The organism is Salinarchaeum sp. Harcht-Bsk1, assembly GCF_000403645.1.
Classification (GTDB): Archaea; Halobacteriota; Halobacteria; order Halobacteriales; family Salinarchaeaceae; genus Salinarchaeum.
Window position 1 is genome coordinate 2,668,963 of sequence record NC_021313.1, and the last position, 13,603, is coordinate 2,682,565.

Annotated in this window: 13 protein-coding genes; 6 read left to right on the forward strand and 7 right to left on the reverse strand. The window is 67.1% G+C overall.

Annotation, left to right across the window (positions count from 1 at the left end; translation table 11 throughout):
- Positions 1-19: 19 nt before the first annotated feature.
- From L593_RS12270 to L593_RS12285, 4 genes are all read right to left on the reverse strand, one after another.
- Entirely contained in the window at positions 20-1,216 is a 1,197-nt protein-coding gene (locus L593_RS12270; RefSeq protein ID WP_020447290.1) for a 3-hydroxyacyl-CoA dehydrogenase, read from the reverse strand.
- Positions 1,213-2,529: an APC family permease gene (locus L593_RS12275; RefSeq protein ID WP_020447291.1), complete on the reverse strand. Its 1,317-nt coding sequence runs from the start codon at positions 2,527-2,529 to the stop codon at positions 1,213-1,215. Before L593_RS12275 ends, L593_RS12270 begins: the two co-directional genes overlap by 4 nt.
- A 264-nt stretch (positions 2,530-2,793) precedes the next feature.
- Entirely contained in the window at positions 2,794-3,201 is a 408-nt protein-coding gene (locus tag L593_RS12280; RefSeq protein ID WP_020447292.1) for a hypothetical protein, read from the reverse strand.
- 433 nt (positions 3,202-3,634) lie between these two features.
- A complete protein-coding gene (locus tag L593_RS12285; RefSeq protein ID WP_020447293.1) occupies positions 3,635-5,038 on the reverse strand; it encodes a restriction endonuclease in 1,404 nt (467 codons plus the stop codon).
- 120 nt (positions 5,039-5,158) lie between these two features.
- On the opposite strand from L593_RS12285, the gene L593_RS12290 reads away from it, so the two are divergent.
- Positions 5,159-6,010: a hypothetical protein gene (locus L593_RS12290; protein WP_049894129.1), complete on the forward strand. Its 852-nt coding sequence runs from the start codon at positions 5,159-5,161 to the stop codon at positions 6,008-6,010.
- A 60-nt stretch (positions 6,011-6,070) separates the two neighbouring features.
- Entirely contained in the window at positions 6,071-6,508 is a 438-nt protein-coding gene (locus L593_RS12295; RefSeq protein WP_049894131.1) for a hypothetical protein, read from the forward strand.
- A gap of 250 nt (positions 6,509-6,758) precedes the next feature.
- Here the strand turns inward: L593_RS12295 and L593_RS12300 are convergent, their stop codons facing one another.
- The gene (locus L593_RS12300) at positions 6,759-7,175 is read right to left on the reverse strand and encodes a DoxX family membrane protein (RefSeq protein WP_020447294.1); all 417 of its coding nucleotides are present in this window, start codon (positions 7,173-7,175) and stop codon (positions 6,759-6,761) included.
- Positions 7,176-7,338: 163 nt separating this feature from the next.
- Here L593_RS12300 and L593_RS12305 point away from each other — a divergent pair, with 163 nt between their 5' ends.
- The 3 genes from L593_RS12305 to L593_RS12315 all read left to right on the forward strand — a co-directional run bounded on the left by L593_RS12305 (position 7,339) and on the right by L593_RS12315 (position 9,925).
- Positions 7,339-7,707 carry a helix-turn-helix domain-containing protein gene (locus L593_RS12305; protein WP_020447295.1) on the forward strand — a complete coding sequence of 123 codons (369 nt, stop codon included), beginning with the start codon at positions 7,339-7,341 and terminating at the stop codon, positions 7,705-7,707.
- Between the two features lie 160 nt (positions 7,708-7,867).
- Positions 7,868-9,538, forward strand: a complete 1,671-nt coding sequence (locus L593_RS12310) for an ATP-binding protein (RefSeq protein WP_020447296.1) — start codon at positions 7,868-7,870, stop codon at positions 9,536-9,538.
- A 129-nt stretch (positions 9,539-9,667) separates the two neighbouring features.
- Positions 9,668-9,925, forward strand: a complete 258-nt coding sequence (locus tag L593_RS12315; protein WP_020447297.1) for a hypothetical protein — start codon at positions 9,668-9,670, stop codon at positions 9,923-9,925.
- A 6-nt stretch (positions 9,926-9,931) separates the two neighbouring features.
- Here L593_RS12315 and L593_RS12320 read toward each other — a convergent pair whose 3' ends face one another.
- Positions 9,932-11,725: a glycoside hydrolase family 9 protein gene (locus tag L593_RS12320; RefSeq protein WP_020447298.1), complete on the reverse strand. Its 1,794-nt coding sequence runs from the start codon at positions 11,723-11,725 to the stop codon at positions 9,932-9,934.
- 115 nt (positions 11,726-11,840) lie between these two features.
- Complete coding sequence (gene merB / locus L593_RS12325) at positions 11,841-12,455, reverse strand: alkylmercury lyase (protein WP_020447299.1); 615 nt, start codon at positions 12,453-12,455, stop codon at positions 11,841-11,843.
- 174 nt (positions 12,456-12,629) lie between these two features.
- Between merB and L593_RS12330 the strand changes: the two genes are divergently transcribed.
- Complete coding sequence (locus L593_RS12330) at positions 12,630-13,487, forward strand: helix-turn-helix domain-containing protein (protein ID WP_020447300.1); 858 nt, start codon at positions 12,630-12,632, stop codon at positions 13,485-13,487.
- Positions 13,488-13,603 lie beyond the last annotated feature (116 nt).

The following is a 13,603-nucleotide window of genomic DNA, read 5'->3' on the forward strand; positions in this document are numbered from 1 at the left end:
GCCGGCCGGACGGATCGCCTCAGAAGATCGGGTCGTACACCGCCGCGCCGGTCTCGGCGTAGCGTTCTTCCAGCGCCTCGCGGAGGAACTCGCGGCCGAGCATCGACTCGACGTCGAACGGCCCGATCTCGCCCCCGGAGCCCCGCCTCAGCACCTCGTCGATCGTGTCCTCGTCGCCGACGCCGTCCTCGACGAGCCGGTGAGCCTCGTTGACGAGCGCTCCAACGACGGGCGTCACGTCGTGTGGCTCGTCGACCTCGGGGAGCCGGCACGCGTCGCCGTCCCACTCGAAGAACCCTCGCCCCGATTTCTTCCCACAGTCGCCCGCCTGGACCATCGCCTCCATCCGCTCGCGGATCGCCGGCGGCGGCGCGTACCGATCGCCGTACGCCTCGCCGAGGTTGTCGACGGTCGCGAGGTGCACGTCGACGCCGATGAGGTCGACGAACTCGATCGGGCCGCGGTCGAACCCGATCGCCGCCGCACCGCGGTCGATCGCCGCGGCCTCTGCCTCGAGCAGTTCCCAGGTGCCGGCGCACTTGATGCTCGCCGAGAGCCGGGACAGGCAGTTCGCGCGGTACTCCGCGTCGAGCAGGATCGGGGTCCGGCCGATGGCCTCGGCGACGTCCGTAGCCGTCGAGAGCGCGTGGTCCGTCGCGTCGTCGCCCGAGATTTCCACGATATCGCGTTCCAGCGCCGGGTTGGCGAAGTGAAAGAGCACGACGCGTTCGGGCGCCGCGGCGTCCGCCGCTATCTCGCCGGGCGTGAGCGAGGAGGTATTGGTTCCAATCACGGCGTCGTCACCGAGGACCGTTTCGAGGTCGGCCAGCAGGTCTCGCTTCAGTTCGAGTCGTTCGGGGACGGCTTCCACGACGAACTCGCAGTCGCCGAGTGCGGCGAGGTCGGTGTCGTACTCGATGTGGCCGAGGAGGCCTGCTCCCGCGTCGACGCTATCGTCGGTGGCTTCGTCGTCACCGGTGTCTCGGGCTCCGCCGGTGGCTTCGTCGTCACCGGTGTCTCGGGCGCCATCGGGGTCGAATCCCGCGTCGGCGAGCGCGTCGACGAGTTCCGTCTCGTGGTAGTCACGGGCCAGTGCGAGTGCGTCGGGGTCGACGTCAACGAGGGTGACCGGGAACCCGCCGTTGGCGAGCAGCCCAGCGATGTCCCGGCCCATCAGGCCGGCGCCGACGACGCCAGTTGCGTTGGGTCGTGTCATGTGTCGAGTGTGGGTGCGTTCGTCGCTCGGTCGGTCGTTCGCGTCCAGAGGAGGTAGTAAGCCCCGCCGACGGCCTGGCTGGCGAGCCACGCGGCGAAGATCAGCGGCGACTGGCTGGCCAGCAGGACGAGCAAGAGGATGTTGAGCGGTACGGCGAGGACGGCCATTCCTGCGATCGCGCCGCCCGGGAGCGGGATGGTATCCGTGGTTCCGGGACGGGTTCGGATGGCGACGATCGCCGCGAGCATGACGGGCACGATGAGAAACGCACCGCCGAGCCCCAGGAGGGCGCCGAGGTCGCCGATCGGGAGTGGCGAGACGAGCGCCGCAGTCGAGAGGACGTAGACGACTGTCAGTGCCCAGTGCGGGGTGTCGTAGCGGTCGTTGGTTGCCGAGACGGCAGTGGGCATCAGTCCGTCCTCGGCCAGCACTTCGAGGTACTTCGGGGCGATCATGTACACGGCATTGACGCTCGTCGCGATCGCGAACAGCGCGCCGCCCACGACGAACAGTGTCAGGAACGGGCCCGAGAGGAAGGTCTCGGCCGGCACCGCGAGGGTCTCCCCCGCCATCGCGTCGGCGCCGACGCTCCCGACCGCGACGAGGCCGATGCTGACGTAGAGCAACAGGACGATCGGGACACTGACGGCGAAGGACTGCGGGATCGTCACCGTCGCGTCGCGGATCTCGCCGCCGATGTCGACGACGAAGTTCGCGCCCAGACAGACGAAGTAGAGGACGCCAGCGGCGGTGACCGCACCGATGGCGCCGTTCGGGAACGCCGGTGTGAGATTACCGGTGGTCACCGTCGGCGCACCGAAGGCGACGAACGTCCCCATCGCCGCCACCAGGCCGACGAACAGCGCGACCTGCAGCGTCGCCGCGGGCTTCAGGCCGACCAGATTCACGAGGAAGAATAGCGTCAGGACCGCAAATCCCACGACGACCGGACTGACTGGCATCACCGCGTCGAGGTACTGGCCGGCCGTCAGCGCGTACAGCGGCAGGCCGCCGGTGAGCATGCTGATGCCCAGCCCCCACGCCGAGAGGAAGGCCAGCGGGCGTGAGACGAGCGCGGCGGGGTAGCGGTAGTTGCCGCCCGTCGTCGGGAACGTCGCACCGAGCATCGCCGTCGGCACGAGACCGAGGATGGCGATCGCGAACGCGACCGCGAACGCGAGCACGACGCTCGGGCCGGCGATGCCGGCAGCGATCCCGGTCAGGCTGAACAGCGCACCACCGACGATTAACCCGACCTCGATCGTCACTGCCTGGAGCAGGCTGATACCGTCGTCGGTGGCTCCTCGTGACACGTGTTACTTCGTGCCAATCCGTAGCGGGGCAAAACGGTTTCCCCATCGACGGCGTCACCGGAGGCCCGACCCCGGTGGCACAGGCAGTCGAACGCCGCTGCTCGACGGTCGGTCTGTTCCAGGATGTACTGCGGGAGGCCACCACGGCGTCCCCGTAGCCGAAACCGCGACGATTCAGGTACCGCAATCACCGAGACGCGAGCCAGTCGTTCGTTCGCTGTACGTGCACCGATCGATCGGTCGCGCTCGTATCGGTCCCGTAACCTACTCCTCGTCCATCGCGTTTCTGAGGCCGTCGAGTGCGTTGCGTTCGCCGTCGCCACCGTCGGTCGCGGCGGCCTTCCCGCCGTCGAGGTCGTCGGGGTGCCCGTTCCGATCGTAGAAGCGCTTCGCGCCGTTGATCTCCGTCTCGTTCAGGTGGTTCTCGCAGTCCTCGTTCTTGCAAGAGGCCAGCAACTCGTCGGCCTTGACGGGCTTGAGGGTCGTGCCGCACTCGCTACACGTGCCGCTGTCGCTCAGGTCGAGTTTGTTCTCGTAGGCTTTCACGTAGAGTTCCCGTTGCTTCTCGGGCATGAAGTTCGGCCCGGTGTCCTCGACTTCCCGGCTGGACTCCGCGTCGCTTTCCGCTTCGGAATCGCCGCCACCGAGTCCGATCTTCTCGAATAGACTCATCGCCGGGCACCTCCCTCGCGCAGCAGTGGTTCGTCGTCGACCGTGCGAGGGCGGCCGCCACGTTCGATTGTGAGTGAATGGCACGCATCATAGTCTATCATGGTAGTTCAAGGTATATGGATCACTAAAAGTGTACTGGCAGTTTTGCCTGTTCTAAGGGCTTATTGACTTGGTCTTTCACTTGAGTGCGGGTGAATACTTCTGGAATATTCGGCATCTGCAGGTGGATTCTTCATATGTGGAATCGCTAATTACGGGACCCGCCGCACCGGCATGGCCGTAGCCTCGTCCCGGACGGCGAGATCGTCGCTGGCGTCGAGGCTCGTTGGGTACGTCGTGGCACTGCACGCCTGGATGGATATCGATCAGGATACTCGTCGTCCGTTCGTGCTGACCGGTCGCCAGTCCGACGAACGCGGTGCGATCGACAGACTCAGAGGATCCCGATCGCACTCACGCAGAGCAGGAAGGTGACCAGCGCCAGCACCGCCACCAGCGCCTCGTTCTCGCGAACCTTCCTGTGGAGCGGCATCTCGGCGTACGCGTCGGCGAACGTCTCGCGATTCGTCACGTCGTAGAAGTACCGCGTCGCGCCGGCGAAGCGGCCCGTGACAGCACAACCGGTACAGACCGGTTCGCCGACGAGTCGCTCCGTCTCCGTGTGATCGGGACAGGCGATCGCGCCGCAGTTCGCACAGTAGGTGAGGCTCCGGGCCTCCCGTTGGTCGACGCTCGCCCCGGGACCGGCGTCCTTTCGCCCCGCCTCGCAGTGCACGCAGCGTTCGAACTCGGCGTCTCGGACGAGCATCTTGCCGCCCGCGGCGTACAGCTCCAGTTCGTACTCGTACTCTCCGAGCGAGGTGGCGACGGCGACGTGGGGCAGGTAGACTGGGTCCAGCGTCTCGACGTCGACGTCGGCGTCGCCGGGCCTGCAGGTCCGCTCGTACTCGATCCCGTTGTCTCCAGTGTAGCTGACGGTGGTCTCGTGGCGGTCCGCGAGGTCCGCGACCAGCCACTCGCGGTAGCTCCGCTCGTCGTGCTCGAAGCGCTCGATGTCGGTACGGTCGAAGGTGCCGTCGAGTGCGTGGTCGTCGAGAGCGATTCGGGATGGTTCCGCTGTCTCCACGAACTCGGCGACCGAGTCACTGTGCCGCGCTGGCTCGACGGCGTGTCCGTCGAGGATCGATCGCTCGCACTCCTCGACTTCGTGAATCACGCCGACGTCGGTCTCGAAGTTCGCGTCGACGACCGTCTCGGCGACGAGCACTGGCTCGAACCGGACGGCGGTCAGCGTCGCGCCGACCGTCCACTCGTCGAGATTGTGTACGTCCGCGGCCGCTGCTTCCAGATAGCCCTCGAGCGTCTCGCGATCGGTCGGCGGTGCGATCGCCTCGTCGCAGACGATCTCGATCTTGCCGTTGTAGAGGTCGATTGGGATCTCCTCGCTCAGCTCGCGGAGGGCCGCGCCGTCGAGCAATTCGAAGTCGACGTCGTCGGGATCGACCGCCACGTGCTCCGCGTACTCCCGGGCGGGCGCCGTAAACCGGCCGGTGGTCGCGATCATCGCCCGGATCGGCCCGTCGTAGTCGTACGTGTGGACCGCGGAGTGGGTCTTCTGGACGACGGGGCGGCTGACGACGTCGGTGTGTTTGCACTCGACGACGACCGCGGTCGGTTCCTCGCCCGCAGCCACGTCGCGGTCGTCCACCATCGTCACGTCCCGGCCCTCGTCGGCGATCAATTCCGCCTGCTCGACGTCGCTGTAGCTCTGATGGCGAAAGACCTCGACCATGACCTCCTCGAACTCGAACCCAGAGAGCTCGTCGAGGAGGGTCATCTGGACGGCGATCCGGGATCCTCGGTCAAATGGATTCGGAACCGAGCGAGGGGCGGACGCCGTGATGGTCGGTCCGGGGCGGCCGTGACGTTTACCTCGGGACCGTGCAATCCAGTCCCAATGGCGAACGGCTGGCATCGGCGTGAGCTGCTTCGTGCGGGTTCGTTGACGGCGGCCGGCACGCTCGCCGGGTGCCTCGAGGACGGTGCCAGCGGATCGGACGCCGCCCCATCCGATCTCGACGACGTTACTGCCGACGACGGGCCACAGGAGTTCGTCTCGGTGTCGGACACTCAGTTCCACCTCGACGGCGCACCGTGGTACTTCAACGGCGCACAGTACAGCTCGTTTTACTTCACCGAGAACGAGTCCGTCGCCGCCGAGGTGCTGTCCGATGCGGACTCCGTCGGGGTCGACGTCGTGCGAACGCACTGTGGCTGTGCGGGGCGCGGTCCCGTCGCCGATCGCGTCGAGCCGTACGTCCTGCAACCGCGTCCCGGCGAGTTGAATGAGGCGGCGTTCGAGCTGCTCGATCGGGCGATCGCTCGCTCGAAGCAGTACGGCATGCGGTGGATCCTGTGGCTGGCGAACCACTGGCGGATCCAGGGGAACGGTATCGCCCAGTACGTCCAGTGGGCGACTGGCGACCCGATCCCGGAGGGTGGCTCGCTCGCCCCGGGTCGGCCGACCATGACGAGTGAGTTCGCCGAGTACCGCGACCGGTTCTACACAAACGCCGAGGCCAAGCGGCTCTACAAAGAGTACGTCGAGCAGGTCCTTACGCGGACGAACACCGTTACGGGCGTCGAGTACCGGAACGATCCGTCGATCCTGCTCTGGGAGCTGATCAACGAGGGGCAGGCGCTTCCGAAGAACCGTTCGGCCTGTCTCGAGTGGTACGAGGAACTGTCGTCGTTCGTCTCGGAACTAGCGCCCGACCAACTGGTCGGATCGGGTGGTCTCGGGACGTAAGCTTCGCCCCCGAGCTGGGCTTCGGAGGGCGATAGCGACTGGCTACCGGTCGGCGGCGGGATGGACTACCTCGAGACCAACGACGTCCCCGGCATCGACGCGTGTAGCTTCCACACGTACCTCGACGCGATCGGCGGACACCCGGACGCCGCGCCCGAGGAAACGGAGCGATGGATTCGCGGGCACGTCGCCGACGCCCACGACCGCCTCGGCAAGCCCGCCTACAACGGCGAGTGGGGCTACGGCGTCGCGTCCGGCACGGAGCGATCCGACGCGCTCACCGTCAGGAACGAGCACTACGAGCGGTACTTCGACTGGTTCGACCAGTACGATCTCGACGGGAGCGTCGCCTATCACCTCGATCCCGGCGACGCCGAGAACGCACGTACCTACGCGATCGCGTGCCCACAGGACGAGCGGACCTGCGAGTTGCTACGCGAGTACGGTGCCAACGTCGCCGAGAAGTCCGGGTCCGAGACGGCGGCGAGTGAGTCGTGACCGGTCCGTTTCGGACCACAACGAGCCCCACGGCCCGGAATTGGCGTCGTCGGCTGTTCGGACGGGCGACGGAACCCAGTCCCGTCGCCGATCCCCGCGGTCCGGCCCGGTGTGGATTCGGACGCGACGAACAGTCCCGGATGGTTTCGTTGCGTAGGGACGCGTCCGATCGCCTCGCGCGTCGGTCATCGCTGCCCGACCGCACGCGTCGATTCGGGCATCCAGCCGGTCGTATCGGGCTCGGTTCGGGTTACAGCCCGATCCCTAGCGAGTAGGCCCACTCGGTCCCGCTGATCGCGAGGAAGAGGACGGACGCGCCGAACAGCTCGGCGTTCTTCAGGAACTGAATCATCTCGTCCTGGGCCTGCTCGTCGTCGACGGCCCAGAAGTCGTGCATCAGCGGCGTCGTGACGAGGAAGAACACTGCGAGTGCGCCGGCTGCTATCGTCGGGAAGACGCCAAGGACGATCCCCAGGCCCCCGCCGAGCAAGATCAGTCCGGTACCGACGACTGCGACGCCGGGGAGCGGGACGCCCTTCATTCCGGCGTATCCCGCCATCTGGTCGGCGTTCAGGAAGTGGTTCATTCCCTGGAAGGCGAGTACGGCGCCGAACAGGAGCCGGGCGAGGAGCAGCAGGTCGCCCTCGAGTCCCGATTCGAAGACCATCAGGCGGTCACCTCGACCCTGGCGGCGTCCCGATTCTGTTCACTCTCGTCGGACGTCGGCGATGCGGTGGCGGTCCCGTGCAACAGTGGTTGCATTACACTACCAGGTTCGCGAGCGAACCTATATATGCGCTCGGCGACATAGTCGTCACCAGGTTCCATCGATGCCATCTGGTACGACTGGTGACGCCGCCGAATCCGCAGCCCGAACCGATACGACGACCGAGCAGGGGCCGTGTTCCCTCGTCGAACCCTTCGAGCAGATCGGCTCGAAGTGGCGACTGATCGTGCTGAACGACCTGCTGGAATCGGAGAAACGATTCAACGTACTGAAACGATCAACGGGCGCTAGCTCGCGCACCCTCTCGCGCGTGCTCGACGACCTCGAGGAGATGGATTTCGTCACGCGACGCCTCGAGGAGGACGCGCCCGTGGCGACCTACTACTCGCTGACCGATAAGGGCCAGTCGCTGGCGCCGATGTTCGCCACCATCGAGGACTGGGCGGCGGAGTGGCTGGACACGGACGAGTAACCTCGTCCTACCGCAGCCGTCGTCGTGGCAGTTCTGGACTGCTATCAGCACGTAACGAGCGTTCCGGAGCCGTCTCTCTGCCGCAGGTGGGCCCTTCGATCTCGCTCCTGTCGTACGAACTGGGCAGCAGCTTCAAGGGGACAACGTCCGTCACTTTCGTATGGAGTTTCTGGGTCTGGATGGCTCTTTCGTCGCCTTTCTCGCCTACGTCGTCGCCTTCGGTCTCGCTGGCGTGGTCTGCCTGGTAAGCATCCCGAAGGCCGCGTCGATTTCCGACGCCGACACGCGGCGGGGCCTGATCTCGCTGCTGGTGTTGTGTGGCGGCTGGGCGATGGTCCACGTCGGTTTTCTCGTCGCGCCGACGCGGGAGCTACAGACGGGCTTCTACGTGGCCGGACTCGCTGTCGGATTCGCTGCGACCGGCGCCTGGCTGTATTTCTGCTCGGCGTACACTGGCCGAACGCTCCACCGGAACCCCTACTTTCGCTGGATCGCGGTGGGAGTGTACGTCGGTGTGATCGCACTCAAATTCTCGAATCCGCTGCACGGCCTCTACTTCTCGACGACGATGGCCTCGATGCCGTTCACGCACCTCGCCATCCACCACGGGACGTTGCACTGGGTTGCGATGGGGCTGGCCTACGCGCTCGCCACGGTCGGCTACTTCATGCTCCTCGAGCGGTTCCTCGCCGTCGGCGAGGACACTCGGCCCCTGACGTTGCTCGTCGGACTCACTGGCCTGCCGCTTGCGGTCGACGTGCTCGGGCGCCTGTCGCCGCGCCTGCTAGACATGACCTACGAGCCACTCGGCGTCGCTGCCTTCGCGGTCGGGGTGCTCTACCTCTACTTCGAGGAGTTCCGCGCGGTCCAGATAGCGGGGAGTAGCGAGGATCCGGTGATCGTGCTGGACGTCGACGGCGTCGTCCGCGAGTACAATCGAGCGGCCGCCGATCTCTTTCCCGACCTCGCCAGCGGGATCGGCACCCCACTCCGCGAGGTCGTGCCATCCGTCCAGGAGGTGATCGCTGGCGAGAACGATATCCTGACGATCCGTCGCGAGGACGGGATCGCTCACTACCGGATCACCCGCACCCAGATGGGCACCGGGGACGCCCCCGCCGGGTCGATGCTCACGATCGAGGACGTGACCGCTGCCGAGGAGTCTCGCCGCGCGCTCGAACGCGAGAAGGAACGGCTGGATCGGTTCGCGAGCGTCGTCGCGCACGACCTCCGGAACCCGCTCAACGTCGCCGACGGGCGACTGGACCTCGCCGTCGAGTCGCTGGAGCACGACGGGTACTCGGGCGACGGGGGTCACCCCGAGACTGCCGAGCACCTCGACGCGATCGACGACGCGCTGGAGCGGATGGAGGCGCTCATCGACGACCTGCTGACGCTCGCTCGCCAGGGCCAGGACCTCGACGAGATCGAGTCCGTTTCAATCGGCTCGTTCGCCGAGGACTGCTGGGGAACCGTCGACGGCCCGGCGGCGACGCTCGTCAGCGCCGACGACCCGACGATCCGGGCCGATCCCGAACGGTTGCGCCAGCTCCTCGAGAACCTGTTCCGGAACGCGATCGAACATGGCGGTGAGGACGTCACGATCACGGTCGGATCGCTCGACGGCGACGCCGGGTTCTACGTGGAGGACGACGGCCCCGGTATCCCGGCGGCCGACCGCACCGACGTCTTCGAGGCTGGCATGACGACGAACCCGGATGGCACGGGCTTCGGGCTGGCGATCGTCGAGGAGATTGCGGACGCACACGGCTGGGACGTGTCGGCGACGGCGGCCGACGACGGCGGGGCTCGCTTCGAGATTCGCGTCTGACCCCGGCACGTATTCCGTACGCCCTGATCCACTGGAGTGACGCAGTTCTAGCGAACCAAGGACCCTTAGAATCTGGAAACTACCTTCCACGAAGCGTTATCAGCGATCGGGCGACAATCGGCACATGTCGTGCTGGTCCCTGCCCTCGCAGCTCTGGTCCTCGCAGTGAGCCTCACCTGTGTCGCGCGCCGACTCGACCACGAGCCAGGCCCGCCACGGTCGCACGTCCACGAAACCGACGACGGCGAACGCGGCCGCCCGTTCGAAGCGCTCGCCGAGGGCGCCGCGGCGGATCGCGGGCGGTGTCGCGACTGTGGCGAGGTGATCGAGTCACGAGTCTTCCGCCTCTGCCAGTCCTGTGCGTCCCGACCGATTCCCGGCGACTGAGCGGTCTCAGTTCGCCGGTTCCGTCGCCGCCTCCCAGCTGCCCGCGACGAGGAACCAGGCGGCGTGTGGCAGCCACTGCTCGGTCCAGCGCCAGTTGTTTGTCTGGTCGTCGGCGTAGGCCGGCGGCCGGAACGCGATATCGGTCTCGTCGTCGAAGCCCGCGGTGATCCCGTTGACGATGCCGCCGGCGGTGTTCGGGGCCCCGGGGACGAACGGGACGGGGTCGTTCCCGATGCCCTCCAGCATGCAGGTGTCGTAGGGGTTCCGCCCGAGGATCCAGGAAAGCTGGTCGCGGGCGAACGCGGGTAGCGATTCCGTCAGCTCCGGGCCGTCGAGGACCGCGAGGCTCGAGTGGGCGGCGGCGGCGAGCGACGCGAGTCGCGCGTTCTCTCCCTGCCACCAGTAGCCAGACTCGTTCTCGTGCGGGAAGAAGAAGCGCGCGGCGGGTTCGTCCTCGTCGACGGCCTGGGCGTACTGCCGGGCGTAGCCGAACGGGTTGACGACGTCGTCGGTGAGTTCGAGCTCCCACTCCCAGTAGCGGGTGATTGCGTCGGCTATCTCCTCGGCGAGGTCGTCATCGGCCGGGGCCTCGCCCGGCTGCTCGTCCACCACGACGTCGAGGTAGCGGACGAGCGCGACGATCGGGAGCCCCTCGTCGGACGCGTGGAAGAAGGGCCGATCGCCGTCGTCGGCGTGGAACCAGCCGTCGTCGGTCTGGCGATCGAGGAGCGATCGCGCTCGCTCGGCGGCAGCGGCTGCGAACCTGTCGGCAGCCTCGGCCTCGCCGCGTTCCGCCGCTGCCCCCGCGAGTTCCGTAGCGGCGAGCAGTGCGCAGTAGTCGTCGATGACGTTCTCGACGCCGTCGTCGAGGTAGGCCTCGTTGTTCGCTTCGAGATGGTCGAAGCCCGTGACTGCCGATTCGTAGTACGTCTCCGGGCCAAACTCGCCGGCGTGACCGAGCCGGCTGGCGCGGGCGAGCGCCGCGATCGCGACGCCGCCGCCCTGCCGGTAGCCCGCCTCGTAGTCCTCGGTCTTGGTTCCCTCCATTCCCTCGTAAGCGCAGACGTCCCGCTCCTCGGGATCGGAGGTCCAGGTGTCGAAAACGGTCATGTAGAAGTAGCCCGCTTCGTCCTGTGCGCGTACGAGGAAGTCCGCGCCGAAGCAGGCCTCCTCCAGCGCGTCGAAGCCGATCGCGTCCCGTTCGTCGACGTCGCCGCCGAGCCGGCCGGTGTTCGTCGCCGTCGAGAGGCGGTCGCGGGCGTCCAGAAGACTCCAGACGACGAGTGGAATCTGCTGGGGGTTCATGAAGTTCGCGTAGCTGAGGTGGGAGAGGTACTTGCTGACGTCGCCCGAGGCGTCGTACCAGCCACCGCTGACGTCGACGCGGTCCTCGCGGTCGCCGACGAACGTCGCCTCGCGGTCGTAGCGGTCGTAGATGCCGGTGCACCGCTCGACGCGGAAGTACCGGACGACGTCGGAGAGCGCGCGCTGGACGAACAGATCGTCGCCGACCTCGAACGGGCGGGATCGCGCGACGATGTCGTCGGTGCGTTCCGGGTGAGTCACGCTGACGACGTACTCGCCCTCGGCGTCGACTGCGGAGACGTCGGCCGTCCAGTACTCCCAGTCCTTCCAGTCGTGAACGTGCCCGGCGTACTCGGGCTCGGCGGTCGTGACGACCTCGCCAGTCTGGGCGTCTTCGACCCGAACCGCCCCGGGATCGTCGTCGGCGTTCCCTTGCAGGATCACGCGTTTCGCTTCGTCGGGGCCGTACCCGAGCTGGTCGACGAGAATGTCCATACGTCCGGCTTGCTCGGCGGAGTGGCATAGCTGTGACGGCACGCGTCCTGCGTTGCCGCGGTCGATCCGCGCGTGTGGAATGGCCGCCGTCCGCCAGGTGTGAGCGTCTCGGTGGTTACTTGAATCCCTCCATTCCGGCGGCCTCGACCAGCGCAGCCATCGCCGAGACGCCGGCGGACACCGAGAGGACGTCGGTGACGGCGTCGGTCTCCCCAGCCCACTCGTCGTAGCTCGCGTCGTCCGGGAACGCGTGGCCGTACGGACACACGAGGCCGTACATCGCTTCGGGAGTGATCTCCGGTGGCGCCTGCACGTCTGCAGCAATGCCGAACGAAAGGAGTGAACCCTCGGGCTCGACGGCGGTCACTCCGTCGCCGTCGAACTCGATCGTCACCGTCTCGTCGCTCGTCGGGGGCGTGCTCTCGACGGTCACGGGGTCGTCGGCGAGCAGCCCGACCACGATCGGGTCCTGCACGCAGACGTAGTGGGTCGTCTCGCCGTCGAGCGTCGCGGTGTGCGGCGACGCCTCGGTGTCACAGAGGTCGTCGGTCGAGATGGATCGATCTCGCTCCGCCTCGAAGGTCTCCGCGATCGCTCTCGCCCACCCACCGTAGCTCGTCGGCTGCCGGTCGAGGTCGAACGCGCGCTGGAACCGTTCGCCAAGGGCGTCAGGTAGTTCGACGGTCGAGGGGTCGATGCCAGTCGTCGCGTCTGCCGTGTCGATCGCCATTGCGTTCGTTCCGTGGCGTCCTCGCTCCCCAGCGGCTTCGCCCAACTGGCTGGGATGGTTCATACCGTGTCGAAATGCGGCGGGTGACTGGCGTCGGACACCCAGACGAGCAGCCCCGCCCCACTATTTAAAAACGTCCCCCGTATACTGGGCACCAATCCGAGGGACTCTCGTGTGGACCGTGACACCGTGAGCAACGTAACGCGATCGGAGAACGAGCACCGATCCGAAGACGAGCGTCGATCCGGGGACGAGCACCGATCCGCAGACGGGAACCAATCCGGGGACGGGGACCAATCCGACGACGAGCACCGATCCGCAGCCGAGCACCGACCGAATCACCAACGCTCGCCAGCGACCGCCGGCCGCCCACTCGACGACGAGCCAGACCTCAGCGAAGCCGTCGTCTCGATCCCGCTCGATCGGCTCGGGGAACTCGGGATGGAAACGCTCTACGAGCGTTGCACGTCGGCGGGGCTCCGTGACTTCTCGGAACTGGTCTGCTCGGGCGGTGGCTGCATCCTCCACGTCGTCACCGAGGAGCCGCTCCCCGCCGACGAACTCCAAGCACTCCCCTACGTCGCGTGGTGGGAACGGCTCCGAGAGCCGGCCGACGGGCCCGCGACCTCGATCGGCAAACTCCTCCCCGCCGCCGACGCGTCAGCGGTCGACTCGCCAGCCGAGCACGGGGTCGCACCGACCGAACACGCGATCGCGGACGGCCGTCTCGCGATCTCGCTCGTGGGCGATCGCGCCGATCTCGCGGATCGGGTCCGGGAGTACGAGCGCGCCGGCTCGACGCCGACGATCGAACGGCTCGGCGCCTACGACGGTGCCAGTGCGCCGCTCGACGCGCTGACGGAGCGCCAGGAGACTGTATTGCGAGCGGCGCACGAGCGCGGCTACTTCGAGGTTCCCCGGAAGACGACCACTGCCGAAATCGCCGACGCGCTCGATCTGGACGACTCGACCGTCGCCGAGCACCTCCAGCGCGCCCAGCGATCGATCGTCGACGACCTGCTCGCGGAGTAGGATTCTCTTCCTTTCCAGGCGGGGTCATCTGCGTGCAGGCTATCGTCTCCCGGACCGGATTGCGAGGGCCCGACGCCGCGATCGCACCGGGCGCCGACGGGGGACGGTATGGTGTG

What these genes read in the sequence shown, in the direction of transcription:
- L593_RS12270 (WP_020447290.1), bottom strand. Translation starts at nt 1,216, where the DNA reads ATGACACGACCCAACGCAACTGGCGTCGTCGGCGCCGGCCTGATGGGC.
- L593_RS12280 (WP_020447292.1), bottom strand. Translation starts at nt 3,201, where the DNA reads ATGAGTCTATTCGAGAAGATCGGACTCGGTGGCGGCGATTCCGAAGCG.
- L593_RS12285 (WP_020447293.1), bottom strand. Translation starts at nt 5,038, where the DNA reads ATGACCCTCCTCGACGAGCTCTCTGGGTTCGAGTTCGAGGAGGTCATG.
- L593_RS12290 (WP_049894129.1), top strand. Translation starts at nt 5,159, where the DNA reads ATGGCGAACGGCTGGCATCGGCGTGAGCTGCTTCGTGCGGGTTCGTTG.
- L593_RS12295 (WP_049894131.1), top strand. Translation starts at nt 6,071, where the DNA reads ATGGACTACCTCGAGACCAACGACGTCCCCGGCATCGACGCGTGTAGC.
- L593_RS12300 (WP_020447294.1), bottom strand. Translation starts at nt 7,175, where the DNA reads ATGGTCTTCGAATCGGGACTCGAGGGCGACCTGCTGCTCCTCGCCCGG.
- L593_RS12305 (WP_020447295.1), top strand. Translation starts at nt 7,339, where the DNA reads ATGCCATCTGGTACGACTGGTGACGCCGCCGAATCCGCAGCCCGAACC.
- L593_RS12310 (WP_020447296.1), top strand. Translation starts at nt 7,868, where the DNA reads ATGGAGTTTCTGGGTCTGGATGGCTCTTTCGTCGCCTTTCTCGCCTAC.
- L593_RS12320 (WP_020447298.1), bottom strand. Translation starts at nt 11,725, where the DNA reads ATGGACATTCTCGTCGACCAGCTCGGGTACGGCCCCGACGAAGCGAAA.
- merB (WP_020447299.1), bottom strand. Translation starts at nt 12,455, where the DNA reads ATGGCGATCGACACGGCAGACGCGACGACTGGCATCGACCCCTCGACC.